Source organism: Sphingopyxis sp. LC363 (assembly GCF_000756385.1).
In the GTDB taxonomy this organism is placed as follows: domain Bacteria; phylum Pseudomonadota; class Alphaproteobacteria; order Sphingomonadales; family Sphingomonadaceae; genus Sphingopyxis.
In genome coordinates this window covers 93,895-116,896 of sequence record NZ_JNFC01000034.1, presented here as the reverse complement: position 1 = coordinate 116,896, position 23,002 = coordinate 93,895, and the positions used below count along the sequence as shown (strand labels likewise).

General features: G+C 64.5%; 23 protein-coding genes. 9 read left to right on the top strand and 14 right to left on the bottom strand.

Annotated features, from left to right (window positions below; genetic code table 11):
- Nucleotides 1–94 precede the first annotated feature (94 nt).
- From FG95_RS13395 to mddA, 5 genes are read left to right on the top strand one after another with little or no spacing between them, the layout of a single operon-like run.
- The gene (locus FG95_RS13395; RefSeq protein ID WP_037556499.1) at nt 95–826 is read left to right on the top strand and encodes a SufD family Fe-S cluster assembly protein; all 732 of its coding nucleotides are present in this window, start codon (nt 95–97) and stop codon (nt 824–826) included.
- Nucleotides 823–2,004 carry an aminotransferase class V-fold PLP-dependent enzyme gene (locus FG95_RS13390; RefSeq protein WP_037556498.1) on the top strand — a complete coding sequence of 394 codons (1,182 nt, stop codon included), beginning with the start codon at nt 823–825 and terminating at the stop codon, nt 2,002–2,004. Before FG95_RS13395 ends, FG95_RS13390 begins: the two co-directional genes overlap by 4 nt.
- Nucleotides 2,001–2,483 (top strand): SUF system Fe-S cluster assembly protein, encoded by a 483-nt coding sequence (locus FG95_RS13385; protein ID WP_037556497.1) that lies wholly within the window; start codon nt 2,001–2,003, stop codon nt 2,481–2,483. Before FG95_RS13390 ends, FG95_RS13385 begins: the two co-directional genes overlap by 4 nt.
- Nucleotides 2,483–2,854 carry a HesB/IscA family protein gene (locus tag FG95_RS13380; RefSeq protein ID WP_037556646.1) on the top strand — a complete coding sequence of 124 codons (372 nt, stop codon included), beginning with the start codon at nt 2,483–2,485 and terminating at the stop codon, nt 2,852–2,854. The genes FG95_RS13385 and FG95_RS13380 overlap by 1 nt, the downstream gene beginning before the upstream one ends.
- Before the next feature lie 59 nt (nt 2,855–2,913).
- On the top strand, nt 2,914–3,651 hold the full coding sequence (mddA, locus tag FG95_RS13375) for a methanethiol S-methyltransferase (RefSeq protein WP_037556496.1): 738 nt from the start codon (nt 2,914–2,916) through the stop codon (nt 3,649–3,651).
- Here mddA and FG95_RS13370 read toward each other — a convergent pair.
- From FG95_RS13370 to FG95_RS13360, 3 genes are all read right to left on the bottom strand, one after another.
- The gene (locus FG95_RS13370; RefSeq protein WP_052182369.1) at nt 3,648–4,364 is read right to left on the bottom strand and encodes an extensin-like domain-containing protein; all 717 of its coding nucleotides are present in this window, start codon (nt 4,362–4,364) and stop codon (nt 3,648–3,650) included. The two genes, mddA and FG95_RS13370, sit on opposite strands and share 4 nt — an antisense overlap.
- 55 nt (nt 4,365–4,419) lie before the next feature.
- On the bottom strand, nt 4,420–5,808 hold the full coding sequence (locus tag FG95_RS13365; RefSeq protein WP_052182368.1) for a cation:proton antiporter: 1,389 nt from the start codon (nt 5,806–5,808) through the stop codon (nt 4,420–4,422).
- 327 nt (nt 5,809–6,135) lie between these two features.
- Complete coding sequence (locus FG95_RS13360) at nt 6,136–7,518, bottom strand: cytochrome P450 (RefSeq protein WP_052182379.1); 1,383 nt, start codon at nt 7,516–7,518, stop codon at nt 6,136–6,138.
- Between the two features lie 199 nt (nt 7,519–7,717).
- On the opposite strand from FG95_RS13360, the gene FG95_RS19960 reads away from it, so the two are divergent.
- The gene (locus FG95_RS19960) at nt 7,718–8,473 is read left to right on the top strand and encodes a hypothetical protein (RefSeq protein WP_052182367.1); all 756 of its coding nucleotides are present in this window, start codon (nt 7,718–7,720) and stop codon (nt 8,471–8,473) included.
- Between the two features lie 2 nt (nt 8,474–8,475).
- Here the strand turns inward: FG95_RS19960 and FG95_RS13350 are convergent, their stop codons facing one another.
- The 8 genes from FG95_RS13350 to FG95_RS13315 all read right to left on the bottom strand — a co-directional run bounded on the left by FG95_RS13350 (nt 8,476) and on the right by FG95_RS13315 (nt 17,526).
- Nucleotides 8,476–9,807, bottom strand: coding sequence for a dicarboxylate/amino acid:cation symporter (locus FG95_RS13350; protein ID WP_037556494.1), 1,332 nt, complete (start codon nt 9,805–9,807; stop codon nt 8,476–8,478).
- A gap of 47 nt (nt 9,808–9,854) precedes the next feature.
- Entirely contained in the window at nt 9,855–11,198 is a 1,344-nt protein-coding gene (locus FG95_RS13345) for a dicarboxylate/amino acid:cation symporter (RefSeq protein ID WP_052182366.1), read from the bottom strand.
- Nucleotides 11,199–11,314: 116 nt separating this feature from the next.
- Nucleotides 11,315–13,096 (bottom strand): SLC13 family permease, encoded by a 1,782-nt coding sequence (locus FG95_RS13340; RefSeq protein WP_409581478.1) that lies wholly within the window; start codon nt 13,094–13,096, stop codon nt 11,315–11,317.
- Nucleotides 13,097–13,100: 4 nt separating this feature from the next.
- Nucleotides 13,101–14,177: a chorismate synthase gene (gene aroC / locus FG95_RS13335; protein WP_037556492.1), complete on the bottom strand. Its 1,077-nt coding sequence runs from the start codon at nt 14,175–14,177 to the stop codon at nt 13,101–13,103.
- Nucleotides 14,178–14,181: 4 nt separating this feature from the next.
- Nucleotides 14,182–14,712, bottom strand: coding sequence for a GNAT family N-acetyltransferase (locus FG95_RS13330; RefSeq protein ID WP_037556491.1), 531 nt, complete (start codon nt 14,710–14,712; stop codon nt 14,182–14,184).
- Nucleotides 14,705–15,532 carry an enoyl-ACP reductase FabI gene (gene fabI / locus FG95_RS13325; RefSeq protein WP_037556490.1) on the bottom strand — a complete coding sequence of 276 codons (828 nt, stop codon included), beginning with the start codon at nt 15,530–15,532 and terminating at the stop codon, nt 14,705–14,707. Before fabI ends, FG95_RS13330 begins: the two co-directional genes overlap by 8 nt.
- Nucleotides 15,529–16,605 (bottom strand): YihY/virulence factor BrkB family protein, encoded by a 1,077-nt coding sequence (locus tag FG95_RS13320; RefSeq protein WP_037556489.1) that lies wholly within the window; start codon nt 16,603–16,605, stop codon nt 15,529–15,531. Before FG95_RS13320 ends, fabI begins: the two co-directional genes overlap by 4 nt.
- Before the next feature lie 3 nt (nt 16,606–16,608).
- The gene (locus FG95_RS13315) at nt 16,609–17,526 is read right to left on the bottom strand and encodes a DnaJ C-terminal domain-containing protein (protein ID WP_037556488.1); all 918 of its coding nucleotides are present in this window, start codon (nt 17,524–17,526) and stop codon (nt 16,609–16,611) included.
- Nucleotides 17,527–17,660: 134 nt separating this feature from the next.
- On the opposite strand from FG95_RS13315, the gene pdxH reads away from it, so the two are divergent.
- Together pdxH and FG95_RS13305 are read left to right on the top strand one after the other, a co-directional pair.
- A complete protein-coding gene (gene pdxH / locus FG95_RS13310; protein WP_037556636.1) occupies nt 17,661–18,239 on the top strand; it encodes a pyridoxamine 5'-phosphate oxidase in 579 nt (192 codons plus the stop codon).
- The gene (locus FG95_RS13305) at nt 18,236–19,054 is read left to right on the top strand and encodes a PhzF family phenazine biosynthesis protein (protein ID WP_037556487.1); all 819 of its coding nucleotides are present in this window, start codon (nt 18,236–18,238) and stop codon (nt 19,052–19,054) included. Before pdxH ends, FG95_RS13305 begins: the two co-directional genes overlap by 4 nt.
- Here the strand turns inward: FG95_RS13305 and FG95_RS13300 are convergent.
- Nucleotides 19,049–20,206 (bottom strand): serine hydrolase domain-containing protein, encoded by a 1,158-nt coding sequence (locus tag FG95_RS13300; protein ID WP_037556486.1) that lies wholly within the window; start codon nt 20,204–20,206, stop codon nt 19,049–19,051. The two genes, FG95_RS13305 and FG95_RS13300, sit on opposite strands and share 6 nt — an antisense overlap.
- Here FG95_RS13300 and FG95_RS13295 point away from each other — a divergent pair.
- Nucleotides 20,205–20,621: a hypothetical protein gene (locus FG95_RS13295; protein ID WP_152567649.1), complete on the top strand. Its 417-nt coding sequence runs from the start codon at nt 20,205–20,207 to the stop codon at nt 20,619–20,621. The genes FG95_RS13300 and FG95_RS13295 overlap by 2 nt on opposite strands.
- A gap of 244 nt (nt 20,622–20,865) precedes the next feature.
- On the opposite strand, the gene FG95_RS19955 is transcribed toward FG95_RS13295, so the two are convergent.
- Together FG95_RS19955 and FG95_RS13285 are read right to left on the bottom strand one after the other, a co-directional pair.
- A complete protein-coding gene (locus FG95_RS19955; RefSeq protein ID WP_052182365.1) occupies nt 20,866–21,648 on the bottom strand; it encodes an AraC family transcriptional regulator in 783 nt (260 codons plus the stop codon).
- A 222-nt stretch (nt 21,649–21,870) separates the two neighbouring features.
- Nucleotides 21,871–22,794: an alpha/beta fold hydrolase gene (locus FG95_RS13285; protein WP_037556485.1), complete on the bottom strand. Its 924-nt coding sequence runs from the start codon at nt 22,792–22,794 to the stop codon at nt 21,871–21,873.
- Nucleotides 22,795–23,002 lie beyond the last annotated feature (208 nt).

Genomic DNA, 23,002 nt, shown 5'->3' with positions numbered 1-23,002 from the left:
TTTCCTTCTTTCGTGATGCCGGACTTGATCCGGCATCCATGACCGCATGGACCCCGGATCAAGTCCGGGGTGACGAAGTGTGGGAGGTTGCAGCTTGAACACTGCTATTCTCCCCTCGCGGCGCGATGAAGCATGGCGCTATAGCGACATCGACGCCGTCACCGCCGCATGGCCGCTGCCCGCGCCCGAGAGCATCGTCGTGCCCGCGGGCGGCGACTTCAAGCGCGCGATCGTGCAGGATGCAGGCGCGATCCATCAGATCGAGATGAGCGTCGGCAAGGGCGCGACGGCATCGCTGCATGTGCTGAACATCGGCGGTGCCTATGGCCGCATCGAACTGGCTGTGACGCTCCACGAAGGCGCAGATTTCCACCTCGGCGCGGCGCAGATCGGCGGCGGCGAACAGACTCTCGAGATCGTCACCACCGTCACCCACGCCGAACCCGGCGCGACGTCGCGGCAGATGGTGCGCTCGGTTCTCGGCGGCACCGCCACCGGCACCTATCTCGGCAAGGTTGCGGTCGCGCGCGATGCGCAGCAGACCGACAGCGAGCAGGATGTGAAGGCGATGCTGCTGGATCGCAGCGCGACCGCCAACGCCAAGCCCGAGCTCGAAATCTTCGCCGACGACGTCAAATGCGCGCACGGCTGCGCGATCGGTGAACTCGACGCGATGAGCCTTTATTATCTCCAGTCGCGCGGGCTGCCGCCCGCCGAGGCGAAGAAGATTTTGCTGCAGGCGTTCGTTGCGGGCGTGTTCGACGGCGCCGAGGATGAGGAACAGCTGCAGGCGCTCGCGCTGGCGAAGCTGGGGGAATTGGTGTGACCACCGCGACCGCCCTCCGCTCCTTCCCGGACGTCCGCGCCGACTTCCCCGGCCTGACCCTCGGCTGGCACTATCTCGACACCGCGGCGACCGCGCAGAAGCCGCAGGCGGTGATCGACGCCACCGTGAACGCGATCGGCCGCGACTATGCGACGGTCCACCGCGGCGTCTATGCCCGCTCGGCCGACATGACGCTCGCCTATGAGGCGGCGCGGCGGCGGATCGCGGGCTTTATCGGCGCGCGCGAAAATGACGTGGCCTTCGTGCGCGGCGCGACCGAGGCGATCAACCTCGTCGCTTACTCGCATCCGAAGAAAGGCCGCGTGCTGCTGTCGATGCTCGAGCATCACAGCAATATCGTCCCCTGGCAACTCGCGGGCTGGCAGGTCGACGTCTGTCCGCTCACCGAAGACGGCTGCATCGACCTCGACGCCGCCGAGAAGCTGCTCACCCCCGAACACACGATGGTCGCCTTCGCGCATGTCTCGAACGTGCTCGGCAGCCCGCTCGACGTCGCGCGCGCGGCCGAGCTCGCGCACCGCGTCGGCGCCGAGCTGCTGATCGACGGCTGTCAGGCGGTGCCGCGCCTGCCGGTCGATGTCGCCGCGCTCGGCTGCGACTATTATGCCTTCTCGGGTCACAAGCTCTACGGCCCCACCGGCATCGGCGTGCTGTGGAGCGACAAGCTCGACACGCTGCCGCCATGGCAGGGCGGCGGATCGATGATCGACCGCGTGACCTTCGCCCGGACGACCTACGCCCCCGCCCCGACCCGCTTCGAGGCCGGCACCCCCGCGATCGTCGAGGCGATCGGGCTCGCCGCGGCGGTCGATTATGTCGAAGGCATCGGCATCAACGCGATCCAAGCGCATGAATGCACGCTCGTCGGCACGCTGCGCGAGGCACTCGCACGCAAGAACAGCATCACGCTCTATGGCCCTGAAAATAGTGCCGGAATCGTCAGTTTTTCGATGGCGGGGGTTCATCCGCACGACATCGGCACTATCTTGGACGAAAGCGGGGTCGCGATCCGCGCCGGGCACCATTGCGCACAGCCGCTGATGGAGCATCTGGGCGTTCCCGCGACCGCCCGCGCGAGTTTCGGTGTGTACAACAATGACGACGATGTGGCGGCGCTGATCGACGGTCTCGCCCGCGTCGAGAGGATTTTCGGATGAGCGAGGACCGCATGAGCGAGACCGGGATCAGGATCGAGGAAGTGGAAAGCGTCCAGCCGCCGCCCAAGGCGCGCGTCGAGGATGTCGAAACCGCGCCCGAAAAGCTGGAACGCAAGCGCGACTATCTTGAAGGATTCCTCGCAGCCAAGCCGGCCGAGGTCGCTCCCGGTGCAGTCGGCGGCGACCTGTATGAGGCAGTGATCGACGCGCTCAAGGAGATTTTTGACCCCGAAATTCCGGTGAACATCTACGACCTCGGCCTCATCTACAATGTCGAGATCGACGAAGGGCATGTGCTCGTCACGATGACGCTGACGACGCCGCACTGCCCGGTGGCGGAATCGATGCCCGCCGAGGTCGAGCTGCGCGTCGGCGCGGTACCGGGCGTCGGCGATGCCGAGGTCAATCTCGTCTGGGACCCGCCCTGGTCGCCGCAGAATATGAGCGACGAGGCACGGCTCGAACTGGGGATGCTGTGATGACCGAGACCAAAACACCCGAAAAGACGAGGGTGGCCCGCCCCGCCGCCGTCACGCTGACGCCGAACGCCGAAGAGCGCATCGCCAAGCTGATGGCGTCGGCGCCCGAGGGCGCGATCGGCGTGCGCCTGTCGACCCCGCGTCGCGGCTGTTCGGGGCTCGCCTATTCGGTCGACTATGTGACCGAAGAGGTGAAGTTCGACGAGAAGATCGAGACGCCGGGCGGGGTCTTCTACATCGACGGCGCGTCGGTGCTCTACCTGATCGGCAGCGTCATGGACTGGGTCGAGGATGATTTCTCCGCGGGCTTCGTCTTCGAGAATCCGAACGCCAAGGGCGCGTGCGGCTGCGGCGAGAGCTTTACCGTCTAAAGCGCGCTTTTCCGCGAAAAACATGCTATGATGGCTCCTCCAAATGAAGGGGCAGCATCATGGTCCGTGCCTTCTATCTGGCCTATGCGGCAATCTGCTACGCGATATTCTTTGCGACATTTCTTTACCTTATCGCCTTCGTCGGCAATCTGCCCATCGTCGACCCAACGGTCGATTTCGCGCGCGAAGCGCCGCCCGGGCAGGCGGTGCTGATCGACATCGTGCTGATCGCGCTGTTCGGGATCCAGCATAGCGCTATGGCGCGGCCCGGGTTCAAGGCCGCTTGGACGCGCATCGTCCCCGCCCCGATCGAGCGCAGCACCTATGTACTGCTAGCGAGCCTGGCATTGGTCCTGCTGATGCTATTCTGGCACGAGCTGACGGCACCGGTGTGGACGGTGACCAATCCGGTCGGCGCCGCGGTCCTGTGGGCGTTCTTCGGCCTCGGCTGGCTGATTGTCCTCACCAGCACCTTCCTGATCAATCATTTCGAACTGTTCGGACTGCAGCAGGCGTGGTTTGCGTTGCGCGAAAGAGCAGCAGCGCCGCCGGTGCTGCGCCAGCCCTTCTTCTATCGCTTCGTTCGCCATCCGCTCTACGCTGGATTCTTCCTCGCATTCTGGGCGACGCCGGCGATGACCGCCGGCCACCTGCTGCTCGCCGCCGGCCTTTCTCTCTATATGCTGATAGCGATCCGGTTCGAGGAGCGCGACCTGATCGATGTCTTCGGCGAAGCTTATGTCAGCTATCGCCGGCGCGTCGGCATGCTCGTCCCGCGGATCGGCGGCGGCCCCTAGCGGCAGACCGTCCAGCCCGCCGTCCGTGCCGCCATGTCGAGATGGAAATGGTCGGCGTGCGCGCGGTTATAATCGGGTGACAGGACAGTGCTGAACAGGCCGCAGCTTTCGTCGCGGATGTCGTGCAGGAATTCGCTGCGCTTGTCGCCAGGCGACCAGTCGTTAATCAGGGCAATGCGTGTCCCGTCGGCGAGGATGAAGGCCGAAATGTCGATCGCGTTCGCTGTCGAATGCTGGCTTTGCGCCTGCTCGCCAGCGATCTTGCGGCAGTTATAGCTGCCGAGATTCTCCATCTCGATCACTTTCTGTCCGAAATATTTCCGCGCGAGCGGCTGAACCACGTCGCGATTCCATAGCGCCATCGCGGCAGTTACAGCACAGCCGGGCGCCGCATTCGCAGGCCGCATCGTTGGCACGAAACGGTCGCCGGTAAGGATCATGCGCTGACTCGCGCGGCAAATCCCGTTACCGACAGGCGGACGTCGCAGATAGCCTGCGCCTGCGCGGTCGAGGACAGCGAAACAGGCCGCGTCGTCGCTCGCGAGCGCGACGAGCTTGCTGTGCGTCGCCCATCCCCGTGGATGCGCGAGTTCGAAACGCGCGCCGGGGAAATGTTCGGGATGATCGCGCATCCACTGCATACCGAAGATCGCGCCGAGCGTCAGCAGCACCGCGACAGCGAACCAGATCAGATAGGGGCGTATGCTCTTCACGGCGCCTTAGTGACGCGCGGCGTCTTTTCACACAACCCCGCCTTGGCCTCTAAGGTCAGGCGAGTTGGGTGACGTCGCGATCGCGGCGCCCCTCCATTGCCTCTTCGCTTTCGAGCGCACCGAGCCACCCTTCGGCGCGCGCCTTGCGGCCATAGACGATTTCGAAGAGCGGCCCTGCCATTACCGTGGTGACGATCGCCATCAGCACCATGATCGCGAATAAAGTCGGGCCGATGATGCCCTTTTGCAGGCCGATGTTGATGATGATCAGTTCCATCAGCCCGCGCGCGTTCATCAGTGCGCCGATGCCCATCGCGGTGCGATTATCCTCGCCAGCAAGCCGCGCAGCAAGCCAGCAGGCGCCGAATTTTGCCGCGATCGAGACGAGCAATATGCCGAGCGCGACGCCGAGGATTGACAGGCTGTTCACCGTGGTGAGCTGCGTATTGAGGCCCGAGTAGGTGAAGAACATCGGGAGAAGGAAGACCACGGTCATCGGCTCGACCTTCTTCCTGATCTCCTCGGTCAAAAGGCCGCGGGGCATGCAGGCGCCGAGCAGGAAGCCCCCGAACACCGCGTGGATACCTACCGCGTCCATGAAGAAGGCGGCCATTGCATAGAGCATCAGCACGATGGCGAGCAACGTGTGCGTCAATTCACCCTTTGCCTCGACAACTCGGCCGAGGGGGATCAGCAGTTTGCGGCCAACAAAGAACATGAAGAGCGCGAAGCCCAGCCCGCCCGCGATTGCGAGCAGCGCGATGCCCGGCCCGCCGCCGAAGGTTGCCAACACGATGGCGAGCACGCACCACGACACTGCATCGTCGAACGCGCCGGCGGTCAAAGACAGCGTGCCGAGCGAAGTATTCGCAAGCCCGCGCTCGTTGATAATGCGCGCGAGCATAGGGAAAGCGGTGAGCGCGATGCACGCACCCATAAACAAGGTCGCGCTGCCCTGCCCCAGTCCGTCGGCGAAGAGCCCGGGAATATCGAGCAGGAAGGGGGTGATCGCCGCCGCGAGCAGGAAAGGCGCGACAATCCCAGCCGCCGAAACGCCGACCGCGCTTTTCGCCTTCGACTGGAAATGATCGAGGCGCAGGGTCGTACCGACGAGGAACATGTAGAGTCCGACGCCGAATTGTGCGCCGACATAAAGAATATTGCGCGTCTCCTTCGGAAACAGCGCCGCCTGCCATTCGGGAAAGAAAAGACCGAAGAGCGAGGGGCCGATCAGGACGCCCGCGATCATTTCGCCGACGACCTGCGGCTGGCCGAGGAACTTCTTGGCGGCCCAGCCGACGATGCGGCAGACAAGCAGAATCACCGCGATCTGGAGGAAGAAATGGATGCTGAAATCGGTCGGGGTATAGCTTGCGGTAACGCTCGCCGCCGGGCCGTGCGCGCCGAGAACATTGCTGGCCGCCCGAATCAGCTCATCGAACATATTGGATACCAATTATCCTCTCCCCCGGAAGGCGTAGCGCGACTCACAATCTAGGACGTATCGGCCAATTCCTGACAGAAGTGAGGCACGAACAGTCCGCAAATGCAATAAAAGTCTGCAATTGGTCCCATTAACTCCGGCCAATCTTGACCTGCCCGATTCATCGTCCCTCGTTCCAACCTCCGTAACGACTCAATATAGCGTGATGTGAACGCTATCATAGACGAGTTTTTCGGAGGAAAAACTTCGGCCGGGGCATCGCTTCGACGCCGGAATCCGGTATTGCTGGACTGGAGGTACGAACCGCCGGCGTAGGGGGCAATGGGCTCAGTCGAGCGGAACGAAGCTGACGGTCAGCCCGTCCTTCGGTCGCGGGATCGGCAACACCTGCCATTCGGGCGCATAGCCGTCGCCGACGGTGATGCGGTGCGTCGTGATGACATGGTGGAAGAAGATTTTCGCCTGCATATAGGCGAAGTGCAGTCCGAGGCACATATGCGCGCCGCCGCCGAAGGGCACCCACGCATATTTGTGCCGCTCGCGCGCGACCTCGGGCGAGAAGCGCATCGGATCGAATTTCTCGGGCTCGGGCCAATGCTCCTCCATCATGTGCGTATAGGCGGGACTGACGCCGACCGACGTGCCCGCAGGGATGCGATAGCCGCCATATTCGAAATCCTTGAGCGCGCGGCGCGGGAAGCTCGGCACCGGGGGCACGAGCCGCAGCGCCTCCTTGAACGCCCATTCGGTCATTTCGAGCTGGCCGAGGCTGTTGTGCCCGACCCCCTCGCCCGCGGGAGCCACGGCGAGCATCTCTTCGCGCAACTTGTCCTGCCATTCGGGATGACGCGCCAGTTCCCAGACCAGCGTGGTGATCGAACTGGTGATGGTGTCGTGCGCCGCCATCATCAGGAAATTCATATGGTCGACGATCGCCTCGACCGACATATATTCGCCGTCATCATCGCGTGTTCGGCAGATCTGGCTGAACATGTCCTCGCCGCTACCCTCGCGCCGTTCGGGGACCATCTTGCCGAAATAATCGACCAGATAGGCGCGCCCCTTCGCGCCGCGGCCCATCGCGGTGAAGGGCAAGGGCACGCGCACGACGCCGATCGACGCCTGCACCATGTCGACGAAAGCCTTGTTTACCTTATCCGCCTCGGGACCCCACGGAATGCCGAGGAAGCTCGTGGCGGCGAGGTCGAGCGTCAGTTCCTTGATCGCCGGATAGAATTTGAACGTCTTGCCGCTCCACTTGCCGATGCGGTCGCGGATCCCCCGGTTCAGCGATTCGGCATAATGGCGCATCGGTTCGGGCTTGAACGCCACCGACAATATCTTGCGGTCGGCGCGATGCTTTTCGAAATCCATCAGCATCAGCCCCCGCGGAAAGAGCAGGTTGAGCACGGGTCCCCAGCCTTGCTCGGACGAAAATATCTTCTCGCGATCGAACATGACGAGTTCGTTCGCCTCGGGTCCGTGGAGCGCGACGCTGCGCCCGCCAAAGCTGTTGTTGCGATAGACGCGGCCATATTTGGCGACCATACGGCGCGCGAAGGCGGGATAGTCGCGAAGCTGCTCAAGCGTGTTGCCGAGCACCGGCATGCCGTCCTCGCCGGGAATGTGGTCGATCGCGCTGTCGGCGTTACGCGGCAGCCAATGCTGCGTGTCGGGTCCGAAGCGCTTTGCGGACCATTGACTGGTCATCGGCTGAATATTTGTCGACGCGTTCATCGGTGGGTCCTTGTCCATCATCTTCCGGCGATAGGCGTAACCAACTACTGACATCGATGCAAGTAACGCCTTTTCGGGCGCGAGGCACCATTCACCACAAATTCAACTCGACTCGTGCAATTTGCCGATCGAGTGACGGGTCGCAACCGTTGGCCCTTAAAGGACAAAGCCCATGGCGAAGAGTTTGAAGCGTCCCTTTTCCATCGCGCTCAGTGCGCTCGCCGCTACGACGCTCGGCGGCTGCTATTACGGCGATGTTTATGGGGCGAGCTATGCGTCTGGCGGCGATTGCGCCGCACGCTATGGCGACGCCTATTACGACTATGACGGCTATGCTTATGGCGACGGCTATGGCTACGACTGTTACGACGCGTCGGACTATGGCAGCGGCTTCGTGAACATCGGCTTCGGTGGCGGCTGGTATGACGATTATTATTATCCCGGCTACGGCATGTGGATGTTCGACAATTACCGCAACCGCTACCCGCTCCGCGGCCAGTATCTCAACTATTGGGGTGGGCGCCGCGCCTGGTGGAAGCATCATGGCGGTCGCAACGACTGGAAGCCGGGCCGCCCTGGCTGGCATCGTGGCGACCGCGACGGCAGGCCGGGCGACGGCCGCCCGGGCCGTCCCGGCGGCTGGCACCGCGGTGACCGCGACGACGACGGCCCGCGCGGCACGCGCCCGGGGCGTCCGGAAAAGCCGCCGGTCGCGGGCAATCCGGGACGTCCCGATCGCGGTCCCGGCGCGGTTCGCCCACGCCCGGGCCGCGATATCGCCTCACCAACGCGCCCGCCTTCAGCCCGGCCCGACCGCGGCCCGCGTCCGGCACCGGCGGTTCGCAGCGCCCCCGCACAGCGCGCAACCGCAACGCCGCCAGCCGGCCGTGCGCGTAGCGACCGGGCGAACAAGACCCGTCCAGACTGACTTCAGGCTGGCGGTGCGGGCTGCGCCGCCGGACCATTCTTCACGCCCGCCGATACCACCGTCGCTGCGACCAGGTCGCCGATGACATTGAGCGTCGTGCGGCACATGTCGAGGAAACGGTCGACGCCGAGGATCAATCCGATTCCTTCGGGCGGCACGCCCACCGAGGCGAGGATCAGCGCGATCACCGGCAACGAACCCGCGGGCACGCCCGCCGTCCCGATCCCGCCGAGAATGCAGACGAGCATCACGACGATCTGCTGCTGAAGCGTGAGGTCGATCCCAAAAAACTGCGCGAGGAAGATCACGGTCACGCCCTCGAACATCGCAGTGCCGTTCTGGTTCGCCGTCGCCCCGATCGTCAGCACGAAGCGCGCAACCCGGTCGGGCAGGCGCAGATTGTCGTGCGCGACGCGCAGCGCGGTCGGCAGCGTCGCGTTCGACGAGGCGGTTGCGAAGGCCATGACGAAGGCCTCCTGCGTCTCGCGAAAGAAAGCGACGGGCGATTTGCCGGCCAGCGTCTTGAGCAGTAGCGGGAAGACGACGAACATCTGGAGCGCGAGCGCGAGCAGCACCACGCCGACAAAGGCCGACAGGCGGATGATCAGATCCCAGCCGAACTGCGCGGCGAGGTTGAACATGAAGCAGAAGACGGCGATCGGCGCGAGCTGGATGACGAGGCCGATCAGCTTCATCACCACCTCGAACACCCCTTCGATCGCGGTCTTCAGCGTTTCGGTGCGCGGGGTGCTCACCAACATCAGCCCGATGCCGAAAAACAGCGCGAAGAACATCACCGCGAGCACGTCATTCGCGCCCATCGCCGCGAAGATATTGTCGGGGACGATCGCGACCACGGCGTCCATCCCGGATTTCGATTCGCCCGCGCGATCGGCGATCGCCTGCGCCCCCGCGGCGCCCTCGGCCATCAGCGAGCGCGCCAGCGCGGGATCGACCCCGGCGCCGGGCCGGAGCAAGTTGACTACGAGAAGGCTGATGACGACCGAGATCGTCGACACCGCGATCGTATAGACGAGCGTGCGCAAGCCGACCGATTTCAGTGCGCGCATCTCGCCCATTTCGGCGACCCCGACGATCAGCGCCGAAACGAGCAGCGGGATGACGAGCATGAAAAGCAGGCGCAGGAAAATCTGCCCGAGCGGCCCCGTCACATAGGTGGTGACGGTTTCGACCCACGCCGCGTCCGGCGCGCCATAATGAACCGCCAGGCCGATCGCGAGGCCGGCGAGGAAGCCGATGAGCATTCGCCAGCGCAGCCTCCGGGCGCGCGCCTCGTCACGCTCGGCTTCGTCGATTGCCGCTGCTTCGGCCATGGCTCAGCTCCTTGCTCGCCCCCATGGGGCGGCCGGCAGCTCGCGCGCTAGGCGTTATCGGCCGCTGGCTTGTTATCCCCCGTCGCATTCGTATCACGAAGATCAAGCCCGCGGGTTCCATGATGCGGCGTATGCGACGGCGCGTGCGGCCGTTCGGCGTCGGCGGGTTCGGGCACTTCGAGCATGCCCTCCCATTTGGTGATGACGCTCGTCGCCACCGCATTGCCGACGACATTGGTCGCGGTGCGCCCCATGTCGAGGAAATGGTCGATCGCGAAGACGAGCGCGACGCCCTCGACCGGCAGGTCGAACATCGCGAGCGTCGCGGTGATGACGACGAGGCTCGCGCGCGGCACCGCTGCGATGCCCTTCGACGACACCATCAGCGTCAGCAGGATCAGTATCTGCGTGCCGATCGACAGCTCGATACCATAGGCCTGCGCGATGAAGATCGTCGCGAAGCTCGCATACATCATCGACCCGTCGAGGTTGAAGCTGTAGCCCAGCGGCAGCACGAAGCCCGAAATACGGCGCGGGACGCCGAAGCGGTCGAGCTGTTCGAAGAGCTTCGGCATCGCGGCCTCGGAGGAGGCGGTCGAAAAGGCGATAAGCAGCGGTTCGCGAATGTAGCGGATGAGCTGGATAATGCGTCCGCGCAGAAAGATCGCGCCGGCGGCGAGCAGCAGCACCCAGAGCAGCACGAGCGCGATGTAGAATTCGGTGAGCAACTCGGCATAGGTCGCGAGGATGCCGAGACCCTGCTCTGCGACGACCTTGGCCAGCGCACCGAACACCGCGAGCGGCGCGAGGCGCATGACATAACCGGTGATCTGCAGCATCAGTTCGGCGAGCGCCTCGGCGCCGCGCACCAGCGGCTTGCCCTTTTCGCCGAGAGCGGTCAGCCCGACGCCGGCGAAAAGCGAAAAGACGAGGATCTGGAGAACATTATTCTCCGCCATCGCGGCGATGACATTCTTGGGGAAGATATGCTCGATGAACTCGAACATATCGAGCTTCTTCACCTCACCCACCGACTGGGCGGATGCGGCCATGTCGACCCCGACGCCGGGCTGGAGCAGGTTGACCATGATCAGGCCAAGGCTGATCGAGATCAGGCTGGCGATGATGAACCAGGCGATCGCGCGCGTGCCGATGCGGCCGAGCGCCGAACTGTCGCCCATATGCGCGATGCCGGTGACGAGCGTGCCGAGGATCAGCGGCGCGACGAGCATCTTGATGAGGTTGAGGAAGATGGTGGCGAGCGTGCCGAAGCTGCGCAGCCAATATTCGAACGCCTGGCTGTCGGCGGGCACGACGACGCGAACCGCATATCCCACCGCGATCCCGAGCACCATGCCCGCGAGAATATACAATGTAAGCTTGCGGTCCATGCGGCCGTCCCCCGAATATTCATTATTGGCGCGCCGTGACCGGCCGGATTCTCCGCCCCCTTTGACCGACCGCAAGCCGCAGCGTCAAGGGGGCTGGCCGTTCGCCCGCTATGCCGTCAGGTTATGAAGAAGCTGATCGCGAAACAGGTCGAAATGCCGGTTATGATGTTGAGCGGCACCCCGATCTTCACGAAATCGACGAAGCGATAGTCGCCCGCGGCATAGACGATCGTGTTCGTCTGATAGCCGATCGGGGTCGCGAAACAGGCCGACGCGCCGATCATCAGCGCGATCACCAGCGGACGCGGATCGACCCCGAGTTCGGCGGCGATCGCGAGCGTCACCGGCGTCATCAGCGCCGCGACCGCATTGTTGCTGAGCAGTTCGGAGAGAATGAGCGCGAAGAAGTAGATGCCAAAGACGAGCACCCACATCGGCTGGCCGGCAAGCACGGGCTTGACCCAGCCGACCATCATCGCGACCGCGCCGCTCTGTTCGAGCGCCAATCCGACCGCGAGCATCGCGAAGATCAGGATCAGCACGTCGCCGTCGATCGTACCCCATGCTTCCTCGCTATCGATGCAGCGCGTCACCAGGATCACGCCGATCGCGATGATCGCAGCGACGCCGATCGACATGACGTCGAGCGCGGCCAGCGCGACGACCGAAAACATGCACAGCATCGCGATCCACGCCTTGCCGCGGCGAAAGGCGCGCACCTTGGCGAGATCGGCGCCGATCAGGTGCGGATTGTCGCGCAGCGCCTCGACCTCGCCCGGACCACCAGCGACGAGCAAGCGGTCGGCGGGGCGGATACGCACGCTTGCAAGGTCGGGGCCCGGTTCGTGCGCCGGACGGTCGAGGCCGATGATCCGCGCGCGGACCTTTTGCAGAAAAGGAATGTCGACCAGCCGCTGACCAATCGCGGGGTGGTTCGACGCGATCATCGTCTCGACGACCATGTCATTCTCGTCCGGATCGCCGCTGCCGATGCCTAGCCGGAAACGCCCCTGCTCGCGCCAAGTCATCAAGGTCGCGCCGTCGACGCGGAGGATGATCCGGTCGCCGGTCGCAAGCGTCCAATGCTCGAGTTCGGCGCCGTGGACGACCACCGAACCGCGGCGGACGCCGACGATACGACCCGAGCGCGGCAAGTCGCGGAACGCCTCGACCGTCATGCCGACGAGATAATCATCCTCTTCCAGCACCAGCTCGGTCAGATATTGATGCGCGTCGTGCGTCCCGGCAGGCCCCTTGATCGGTTTGTCGGCGGGCAGCAGCCACCACATCAGCGCGAGGCCGACCATCCCCGATGCGGCGGTAACGAGGCCGATCGGTGTGATCTCGAAAATGCCGAAACGCTCCATTCCCGCCTGACGCACGATGCCATCGACGACCAGGTTGGTGGAGGTGCCGATCAAGGTCAGCGTGCCGCCTAGCACCGCGATGATCGACAGCGGCATGAGCAGCTTCTTGGCACTGACGCCCGTCACCTCCGCAAGCTTCATCATGATGGGGATGAGCACCACGACGACAGGCGTATTGTTCAGGAAAGCCGAAGCGAAGAGCGCGCCGACCAGGACTTCGACGATCGCGAGCCGCGGGTGTTTCTCGGCACGCTTCATGATCGCATCGGCGACGCGCTGGATCACGCCGGTGCGGATGAGTGCGCCCGACAACACGAACATCGCGCCGATGACGATCGGCGCCGAGTTGGAAAAGACCGAATAGAGCCCGTCGGAATCGAGGATGCCGAGCGCGAGATAGGTGCAGGCGCCGAGGATCGCGATGACGGTCGCGGGCAGCCGCTCCATCAGGAAGCCGACGAACATCGCGGCGAGAATGAAAAGCGACAGGACCGCCTGATGCGCCTCGATGAAGGCTCGCAGCGCCTCGATCATGTCAGCCGTTCTGCGCCCGGTGGAGCAATTTATGATCGGCAAGAACGAGCGCCATCATCGCCTCGACCACTGGCGCGCCGCGAATACCCACACAAGGGTCGTGGCGGCCCTTGGTGACGATGTCGGTCGCCTCGCCCGCCTTGTTGACGGTCGGCACGGGGGTCAGGATCGAACTCGTCGGCTTGAACGCGACGCGCACCACGACCGGCTGGCCGGTCGAGATGCCACCGGCGATCCCGCCCGCGTTGTTCGAGAGGAAATCGGGCCGATTGCTGCCGTCGCTTGCGGGGCGCATCGGGTCGGCATTTTCTTCGCCACGGAGGCGCGCCGCGTGGAAACCCGCACCAATCTCGACGCCCTTAACCGCATTGATCCCCATCATCGCGGCGGCAAGGTCGCTGTCGAGCTTGGCATAGATCGGCGCCCCCCAGCCGGCGGGAACGCCGCTCGCGGCGCATTCGATCACCGCGCCCAGCGAGCTTCCCGACTTGCGCGCAGCATCCATCAAACCTTCCCAGCGCTGCGCCGCGGCGGGATCGGGGCAGAAAAAGGGATTGCGATCAATCTCTTCGAGGTCGAAGTTTGCAGGATCAATCGCATCGCCGCCGATTTCGGCGACCCAGGCGTGGATCTGCACCTCGGGGATCACCAGCCGCGCGACCCCGCCCGCCGCGACGCGCGCAGCGGTCTCGCGCGCGCTCGAGCGGCCGCCGCCGCGATGGTCGCGGATGCCATATTTGGCGTCATAGGCATAATCGGCGTGACCGGGGCGATAGGCCTGCGCGATCTCGCCATAATCCTTCGACCGCTGGTCGACATTCTCGATCATCAGGCTGATCGGCGTGCCCGTCGTCTTGCCCTCGAAGGTGCCCGACAAGATGCGCACCTGATCGGGTTCCTGCCGCTGCGTGGTATGGCGCGACTGGCCGGGGCGGCGTTTGTCGAGAAAGGGCTGAATATCGGCTTCGGACAGCGACAGCCGCGGCGGACAGCCGTCGACAACCGCGCCGAGCGCGGGGCCGTGGCTTTCCCCCCAAGTGGTGAAGCGAAGAACGCGTCCGAAGCTGTTGAAACTCATTGCCCTATCCCATCCGGCCAAACGCAGGCGCGTAATCCGCGCGTCCGCCTAGCGGCCAAGCCGCGCCCGAGTCCAGCATCATCGCCATGAAATGCGGCCCCGCGAAGGGCGATGCGAAGCGTGCGGCAAGATCGGGCGAATAACCGAAGCGCGGATAATAATCCGCATGGCCGAGAACAAAGCTGATCGCCACGCCCCGCGCTCGCAGTTCTTCCAGCGCGGCGCGGATCAGCGCACCGCCGATACCCTGCCCTTGCCGGTCGGGCGCGACCGACACGGGCGCGAGGCCGGCCGCCATCAGCGGCACTCCGTCGGCCTCGACATCCATCCGGCTGAACAGCACATGCCCGACGATCGCGCCGTCCCGTTCGACGACCAGCGACACCAGCGCGTCGCCGTCGGCCCCGATCATCCGGACGAGCTCTGCTTCGCCCTGATGCCCGAATTCGGTTGCCGCGAAGGCGGCGCGAATGACGTTGTCGATGGCTTCGGCATCCTCCGCGCGTGCGGGACGGATGACGAGGCCGTCAGGCAAGCGCGATGTCCGGGGCGTCTTCCTGCTTCATTCCGACCGTGTGGTAGCCCGCGTCGACATGGTGCGTTTCGCCCGTCACCCCGCTCGCAAGGTCGCTCAGAAGATAGAGCGCCGAGCCGCCCACGTCGTCGATGGTGACGTTGCGGCGCAGCGGGGCGTTAAATTCATTCCATTTGAGGATCAGGCGGAAGTCGCCGATTCCTGACGCCGCGAGCGTCTTGATCGGGCCCGCCGAGATCGCATTCACGCGCACGCTCCGCGGGCCATAATCATTGGCGAGATATTTGACGCTCGTCTCCAGCGCCGATTTGGCGACGCCCATGACATTGTAATGCGGGATGACCTTCTCGGCGCCATAATAGCTCAACGTCAGCAGCGAACCGCCGCCCTTGCCCGTTTCGGGGTCGAAGGGCGTCATCATCGCCGCTGCGCGCTTGGCGACCGCGGTGAAGCTGTAGACGCTGATATTCATCGTCATCAGAAAATCGTCGAGGGTCACATCGGCATAGTGGCCGCGCAGCGCTTCCTTGTTGGTATAGCCGATCGCGTGGACGACGAAGTCGATCGTCGGCCAGCGTGCGCCAAGCGTCGCAAAAGCCGCGTCGAGATTGTCCATGTCGGACACGTCGCAATCGATCAGGAAATCGCAGCCGAGTTCGTCGGCGAGCGGCTTCACACGCTTGAGCATCACGTCGCCCTGATAGGAGATCGCAAGCTCGGCACCGTGCGCATGCAATGCCTTGGCGATGCCCCAAGCGAGCGATTTGTCGTTCGCGAGGCCCATGATCAGCCCGCGCTTGCCCTTCATCAGACCCGTCATTTTTTGTCTCCGGCCTTTGCAATAATTACGTCGTCGACGCGCCCAATAGCGTCGTGGCCCAAATCCTCAACCTCGACGAGCGCGGCGTTGAGTTCGGCGCCCATCACCATACCCAATCCGACGAGGTAGAAAAAGAAAAGCGCGACCATCACACCCGCAAGGCTGCCATAGGTTGCGTCATAGCTGAGCAGGCTGGCGAGCAGCGGCGGCAGCGCGAGGGTCACCCCGATCCACCAGAAGGTCGTGAACAGCGCGCCTGGCCATTTGGGGCATTTGAGTTGGCGATATTTGGACGGGGTGAGGCTGTAAAAGAGCATGTAGATGGCGAGGAACAGGCCGGCGCCCGATACGCTGCGCGAGATCAGGACGACGCCCCACGCCTGATATTGTTCGGGAAGGAAGCGGGTAACAAATTGCTCGATGCCGAGGATCAGCACCTGCATGCTGAACGACAGCAGCATCAGCACGACCGCGCCGGTGATGATGCCGATCGACAGCAGGCGATAATGAAAAAAGCCCTTCGAAAAATGCGTGCCATAGGCGCGGCGGAGGATGTCGCGCACCGTTTCGATCAGGCTGCCCACGGTCCACAGCGCGACGAGCGCGCCGAGCCACAGGAAGATGCCGGTGCGCGCGGTCATCACCTCGCGGATCGGTCCCGACAGCGCCTTGGCGACCGTCGGCGGCATGGTGGAGAACACCGCCTCGACCGCGCGTTCGCCGCCGACGCTGCCGCCAAAGATCGACAGCGCGGCGGCGAGCAGGATGAAGAAGGGAAAAAGCGCGATCAGCGCCAGATAGGCGAGATTGCCCGCGTGAATAAAGCCATCGGTATAGGTGCCGACGATGACGCGGCGAACGACATGATATGCGCGCGTACCCGGACCGAGCTGTTCGCGTCCGCGCTCAATCAGCCCCTCGGCGCGGGCGCGCAGATGAACGCGCTTGGCACGCTCGGCGCGCGCCTCGGGCGAGTGCGGCGAATGGCCTTCGGCCAGAAATTCCTTACCGACCTCGTCGGCGACCTCGCGCTCGAGCGCGGCAACGATCTTTTTTTCGTGGGTATCAGCCACGCATCACACGCCGAGATCCGCCCGCACGTTGCGCGGATCGGTCCATTCGCTGAGCAGCTTGATCAATGCCGCATCGTCGGCGGGCAGGTCGACCATCAGCCGCACGAGCTGGTCGCCCCGCCCGCCGCTTTTCTGGCTGAAACCTTTTCCTTTCAGGCGCATGACCTTGCCCGACGACGAACCCGCGGGGATCGACAGCATCACCGGGCCGTCGACCGTCGGCACCTTGACCTTCGCGCCCTTGACCGCCTCGTTCAGCGTGACGGGCAGGTCGAGCCGGATGTTGGCGCCCTCGCGCTCGTAGAAGGGATGGTCCTTGACGGTGATCGTGACGATGCCGTCGCCGGTGCCGCCCGGCCCCGCCTGCCCCTTTCCGGCAAGACGCATCTGCGTTCCCGTCTCGACCCCGGCGGGTAGTTTCAGGTCGATCGTGCCCCCGTCGGCGAGTGTGATGCGCTGCGGCGCCTGCGTCGCGGCGTCGATGAAGGAGACCGACAGGCGATAGGCGACATTGGCGCCCTTTTGCAGCGGCGCGCTGCGTCCGCCGAAGCCTCCGAACGGACCGCCGCCGCCGCGCCCGCCGAACAGCCCTTCGAAAATGTCGCCGAAATCGGCGCCGTCGCTGCCGAAACCGCCCTGCCCGCGCGGATCGCCGCGAAAGCCCCCTCCTCCGCCGCCATAGCCGAACGGCATGGCGGGATTGCCGTCGCCGTCGATCTCGCCGCGGTCATATTGCGCGCGCTTGGTCTTGTCGGACAGCAGGTCATACGCCTTGGTGACATCGGAGAATTTCTCCGACGCCTTCGGATTGTCCTTGTTCTTGTCGGGGTGCAGTTCCTTGGCGAGCTTGCGATAGGCGGACTTGATCTCCGCTTCGCTTGCACTCTTCGCAACGCCCAAGGTGGAATAGGGATCGGCCATTTTGCTCCTGTAGCCCGATAAGTGACTGGCCGTGAAGGCCCATTGGTGCGCCATGTGGTAATGTGCCGGGGAACGGTCAAGTTCCACATAGATCCCGCTCGACCGCGAACGCAGCGCGCATTATGAACGCGCGCATGACGGACGATCCCTTTGCACTGTTCGACGGCTGGTTCGCCGAAGCGCGCACCAGCGAGCCTAATGACGCCAATGCGATGGCGCTCGCCACGACGACGCCGGACGGTCGGCCATCGCTGCGCATGGTGCTTTTGAAAGGTCATGGCCCCGACGGCTTCGTCTTCTATACCAATCTAGACAGCCGCAAGGGCGGCGAACTCGCTGCAAACGCCCATGTCGCCTTGCTCTTTCACTGGAAGTCGCTGCGCCGGCAGATTCGTATCGAGGGCATGGCGACCCCGGTCGACGATGCCACCGCCGACGCCTATTTCGCGACGCGTAGCCGCGACAGCCAGCTCGGCGCCTGGGCGAGCGACCAGTCGCGTCCGCTGGACCGCCGCGAAACCTTCGAGGCACGTTTCGCCGAGATGCAGGCGCGCTTCGACGGACAGGACGTGCCGCGTCCGCCGCGCTGGTCGGGCTGGCGCGTTAATCCTTCGGCTATCGAATTCTGGCAGGACCGGGCCCACCGTCTGCACGAACGCACGCTGTTCCGGCGCGCCGGCGACAGTTGGACGAGAGGATATCTGTATCCATGAGCGCCGCCCGCCGCCTTCCGATCATGCAGGTCGACGCCTTTGCCGACCGGCCCTTCGCGGGCAATCCCGCCGCGGTGATGCCGCTTGAGGAATGGCTCGACGACGCGACTCTTCAGGCGATCGCGGCGGAGAACAATCTCGCCGAAACCGCCTTCCTCGTGCCCGACGACAGCGACGAGGCCGATTATGAGCTGCGCTGGTTCACGCCGACGATCGAGGTCGCGCTCTGCGGCCATGCGACGCTGGCGAGCGGGCATGTGCTGCTGTCGGCGGCGCAATGGCGGAGCGAAATGCGCTTTCGCACGCGCAAGGCCGGCATCTTGCAGGTCAGGCGTGACGGCGAGGACGAAGGCTATCGCATGAAGCTGCCCGCTTATCGGGCGGAAGCGAAGCTGCTACCCGACATCGCGCGCGCGATGGGCGGCGACGTCGTCGAAACGCTGTGGCACGAGGGCGGGTATGCGCTGATCGTCTATCATGGCGCCGAAGAGATCCGGGCACTAAGCCCCGACCTCGCCGCGCTGAGCAAGGACGACATCCTCTATATCGCGACTGCGGCGGGTACGGGCGACGCGTCGGGGGCCGACGTCGTCAGCCGCGCCTTCGCCCCGGGCGCCGGCATTCCGGAGGATCCGGTGACCGGGTCGGCGCACAGCGTGCTCACCCCCTATTGGACGACGCGCCTCGGCCGCGACGCGTTCGCGGCCTATCAGGCGAGCGCGCGCGGCGGTCATGTCGGCTGCCGCCTCGACGGCGATATGGTCGAGCTTACGGGCAGCTGCGTGACGACGGTCGTGGGCGACTTCCTGCTATAAGCTTTCGGTCAGATCGGCGAGGTGGCGGCGCAACGCGGGGAACTGATCATCCCGCGTGACGCCGAGCCGAACGATCGTCACCCGCTGCGACGGCGAGACGATAATATATTGGCCCTGATGGCCGATGCAGGCGAAGAGGTCGTTCGGACCACGATCGGGCCATAATGCCGGCGTAACACCGGCGGGGCGTCTGCGGTTCAGCCAGATATGACCGCCATAGCCCGCGTCATTCCGCGACGGCGTCAGCATGAAGCGCATCCAGGTTTCGGGGAGCAGCCGCTGGCCATTGACCACGCCGCGATTGCGCAGGAATTCGCCGAACCTTGCGTAATCGCGCGCGGTCGCGTGCATGATCGACCCGCCGATCATCGTGCCCTGCGCGTCGAACTCCGGCATCAGGCTGGCCATGCCGAGCGGCTCGACCAGCCGTCCTTCGATGAAGCCCAGCATCGCGTCGCGCCGCGCGTCGGAATTCGGCGACGGCGTCAGCGTGTCGGCGAGGATGTCCGACAGGATGACGCTGGTCGCCGAGCTGTAGTTGAAGACCTCGCCCGGCTGCGCCGCCGCGGGTTTGGCTTCGGCAAAACCGGCCATATTCCCCGCGCCGTCGCCGAACAGCATCGTGACCGTATCGCCCTGCCAGATCGGATCGCCATTTTCGACATGCTCGAGTCCCGACGACATGTGCAGCAGGTTGCGCAGCGTGATCGCACCGCGCGGATCGCCGCTGCGCTGCCACGCCGCCACGGGCGCCGGCCCGTCGAGCGACAATTGCCCGTCGGCGACGAGGAAGCCCGTGAGCACCGCGGTGATGCTTTTCGCCATCGACCAGCTGATCAGCTTGCTTTCGGGACCGAAGCCCGCGGCGTAGCGTTCGTAGATCAACTCGCCATCGCGCAGGACGAGCAAAGCGCGCGTCTGCCCGACATCCTCGGCCTCGACGAACAGCGCGTCGGCGCGGGCCTTGACGGCGGTGGGCAAGGCGGGGAGTGCACGCGGGGTTCCGGCTGACGCGACATCGTCCAGCGACACGCCAAATCTGGGCGTCGGCGATGCGGGCGCCATATTGCCTTGACCCGTCGCTTGGCCGAGCGACCAGACGCCGAGCATCGCAAGGGCGCCACTTGCCAGCAGCCGTTTTTTCGTGATCATGACCTGGGTGAATAACATCAATCCGACCGACCCTTCAACGGGCGAGACGTCTTCCCCCGCCCCGCCGTCTCCTGCGCCGCCGCCGCGGAAGAAACCCGGCCGTTGGGGCGGCTGCCTGCCTTGGGCGATCGCCGCCGCGGTGCTGCTTGCCGTCTTCGCGATATGGAAGTTCCCGTCTTTCAAGGCGCAGGCCGAACTGGGGTCGGCCTATGCCGCGCGCGTCGGCTGTTCGTGCCGCTATGTTCAGGGCCGCAGCCTCGAAAGCTGTCAGAGCGATTTTGAGCCGGGGATGGAGATGGTCTCGCTGAGCGAGGATCCGGCGACAAAGACCGTCACCGGCAGCGTTCCGCTGCTTGCCTCGCGCAGCGCACGCTACGCCGGTGCGAGCGGCTGCCTGATGCGGCCTGAAAATTAACATCCGAAACGGCTCGCGGCGAATGCAAGCACCGCGGGGGCGCCGAAGACGAACAGCCAGATCGTCGCTTCCTCTGCCCAGCCATAGCCCGCGTGAAACACGCCAACGAGCAGGTTGCCGATCGATACGACGAACCAGAGGATCAGGAATAGTCGCGTCGCGCGGGCGGCGTCCCGTATCGCGATGCGGAAGAGCGTCAGTAGCCAATCCCCGCGACCAGCATGACCGCTGTGTGCGGCATCCCCTATTCCTCCCCGCCCGCTGGCAGGATAGCCGATCGGTTACGGCGGCGCCATTCGCCGGGCGACATGCCGACTTTGCTCCGGAAGGTCGCGCACAGATGCGCGTGACTCGAAAATCCGGTGGCAAAGGCGATTTCAGCGATCGACAGCGGGCGGTTCATCAGGAACCAGCAGGCGCGGCGCAGCCGCTGGCGCAGCACATATTGCGCCGGTGTACGCCCGGTCGCGCGGGCGAAATGAACGATCAGGCTGTTCACCGACATGCCCGCCTCGGCCGCCATATCCTCGACCGTCAGCGGCGTTTCGAGCTGAGCCTGAATGAAGATCATCAATTGGTTGATCCGCTGAATCATGGCCGGGGATTCGGCGCGACCGATCATATTGTCCAGCGTCTTGGCCAGGATCGCAACGAGCGGACCGGCGGCCGAAGAATCGCCCGCCGCGAGCGCGCGGACGAGCGCTGCAATCGCGAGGTCGTAATGTGCCGCGAGCGCCCGCGTATGGGGCGCGATCGAAAGCAGCGGCAGGGGAATCTCGACCTCGCTGTAGCGAACCGCGCCCCCTTTCGCCGTAGCGCGGTACAGAAACCCCGCCGGGACGAGCCACATCTCGCCCGGCAGCGGGTCGCCGAGCGACGTCCGCATCGCGCCCAGCCAGGTTTCGAGCCAGTGATAACTCCCCGCTTCGTAAAGGATCAGCGCATGGACATCACGTTCGATCGTCCAGTTCGAAGGGCCATCGATCCGGTCGGTAATCGAGGCAACCCTGAGTCCACCCACTTCCATGACCGAAGTATGGCAAGAATGGGAGAATGTGAAAGCCTGCTATATTCGCCGATAATATGGTTAAATCGCCCCACCTAAAAACCCCCGACCTCGGTCGCTGTCGGGGAAAAGCGGGTGTGGATGACAATGTTTGCGTGCCCCAAACACGCAGCGACAGACCCCTCTAATAAGGCGGGCGGCGCCATCGCCGCCCGCCGCTTTTTTTGCGGCGAGACTGCTGGCTCAACTTTGCGAGAAGAAATCATCCATCGCCCGATTGACGGCTTCGGGCGCATCCCAAGGTACAAAATGGCCGCAATCGGGAACCTCGACGATCGTCACGTCGGGCACGAATTCTTCCATCCCCTCGAGATTGCACGGTGGCAGCGCGACATCGTCGAGCGCCCAGATTACGAGCGTCGGGATGGCAAGTTTCGGAAAAGCAACGGCGGGCGGTTCGGCATAGGGTTCGTCCATTGCGGGCACGGTGATCGGCGATCCGCGATACCAGTTGATCATCGCGCGGCACGTATCGCGATCTTCCCAATCCTTGAGCAGCCGCGAAATTTCGTCGGCGGGCTGAAGGCCGCCGCTCGGCACGCGCCCTTCGAAGGCGTGGGCGAGGATGCCGGCGATGCCATGGTCTTCGATGATCGAGTCGCTCGCGGGATCGCGAAAGGTCCGGATATACTGGCTGGCCGCGCGCTGCGCTTCGTTCGTCGCGAGCAGGCGCTGAAAGATGCCGGGGTGCGGCGCGTTGGCGATCACCGCGCGCGTCACGCGCCCTGCCCACGCCGGGTGCAGCCCGCCAGGCTGGCCGCCGAGCGCAACCCCCCATGCGATCGCCCCACCCCAGTCGTGACCGACGATCATGAATTTATCGACGTCGAGCGCGTCGGCGAGCGCAAAGATGTCGGCGATCAGTTTATCGGGCGTGTAAGATTCGACGTCCTGCGGTTTCGACGAACCGCGATAGCCGCGCTGGTCGGGCGCAATACAACGGAAACGCTCGGCGAAATGCGGCAACTGATGGCGCCAGGTGCGGTGCGATTCGGGAAAGCCGTGCAGGAAGATCAGCACCGGAGCATCGCGCGGCCCCATGTCGACGACGTCGAGTTCGACCCCGGTCGAAAGCCTCACGCGCTGCTGTTCGAAATCGCCGATCATCCACCCTGCTCCTTTGGTTTCGTTTCGAAACCAATCTGGCGGGGATATGGGCGGCTGGCAAGCGGCGTTGTGATCGCTTTGGCACGGCGGTTCCGCGATCGATAGTCGCGTTTGGAAGTTGACGAAGTTGACGCCCCATCGCGCGCACGAGAGGGTAATCGCTGTCGCAGAAACGGATCGGGGCGGCACGGAGGTGGTGGGGTCATCC

What these genes read in the sequence shown, in the direction of transcription:
- aroC (WP_037556492.1), bottom strand. Translation starts at nt 14,177, where the DNA reads ATGAGTTTCAACAGCTTCGGACGCGTTCTTCGCTTCACCACTTGGGGG.
- FG95_RS13365 (WP_052182368.1), bottom strand. Translation starts at nt 5,808, where the DNA reads ATGTTCGATGAGCTGATTCGGGCGGCCAGCAATGTTCTCGGCGCGCAC.
- FG95_RS19960 (WP_052182367.1), top strand. Translation starts at nt 7,718, where the DNA reads ATGGCGAAGAGTTTGAAGCGTCCCTTTTCCATCGCGCTCAGTGCGCTC.
- FG95_RS13295 (WP_152567649.1), top strand. Translation starts at nt 20,205, where the DNA reads ATGACCTGGGTGAATAACATCAATCCGACCGACCCTTCAACGGGCGAG.
- FG95_RS13305 (WP_037556487.1), top strand. Translation starts at nt 18,236, where the DNA reads ATGAGCGCCGCCCGCCGCCTTCCGATCATGCAGGTCGACGCCTTTGCC.
- FG95_RS13385 (WP_037556497.1), top strand. Translation starts at nt 2,001, where the DNA reads ATGAGCGAGGACCGCATGAGCGAGACCGGGATCAGGATCGAGGAAGTG.
- mddA (WP_037556496.1), top strand. Translation starts at nt 2,914, where the DNA reads ATGGTCCGTGCCTTCTATCTGGCCTATGCGGCAATCTGCTACGCGATA.
- FG95_RS13360 (WP_052182379.1), bottom strand. Translation starts at nt 7,518, where the DNA reads ATGACCAGTCAATGGTCCGCAAAGCGCTTCGGACCCGACACGCAGCAT.
- FG95_RS19955 (WP_052182365.1), bottom strand. Translation starts at nt 21,648, where the DNA reads ATGGAAGTGGGTGGACTCAGGGTTGCCTCGATTACCGACCGGATCGAT.
- FG95_RS13285 (WP_037556485.1), bottom strand. Translation starts at nt 22,794, where the DNA reads ATGATCGGCGATTTCGAACAGCAGCGCGTGAGGCTTTCGACCGGGGTC.
- FG95_RS13380 (WP_037556646.1), top strand. Translation starts at nt 2,483, where the DNA reads ATGACCGAGACCAAAACACCCGAAAAGACGAGGGTGGCCCGCCCCGCC.
- FG95_RS13350 (WP_037556494.1), bottom strand. Translation starts at nt 9,807, where the DNA reads ATGGCCGAAGCAGCGGCAATCGACGAAGCCGAGCGTGACGAGGCGCGC.
- FG95_RS13300 (WP_037556486.1), bottom strand. Translation starts at nt 20,206, where the DNA reads ATGATCACGAAAAAACGGCTGCTGGCAAGTGGCGCCCTTGCGATGCTC.
- pdxH (WP_037556636.1), top strand. Translation starts at nt 17,661, where the DNA reads ATGACGGACGATCCCTTTGCACTGTTCGACGGCTGGTTCGCCGAAGCG.
- FG95_RS13315 (WP_037556488.1), bottom strand. Translation starts at nt 17,526, where the DNA reads ATGGCCGATCCCTATTCCACCTTGGGCGTTGCGAAGAGTGCAAGCGAA.
- fabI (WP_037556490.1), bottom strand. Translation starts at nt 15,532, where the DNA reads ATGACGGGTCTGATGAAGGGCAAGCGCGGGCTGATCATGGGCCTCGCG.
- FG95_RS13345 (WP_052182366.1), bottom strand. Translation starts at nt 11,198, where the DNA reads ATGGACCGCAAGCTTACATTGTATATTCTCGCGGGCATGGTGCTCGGG.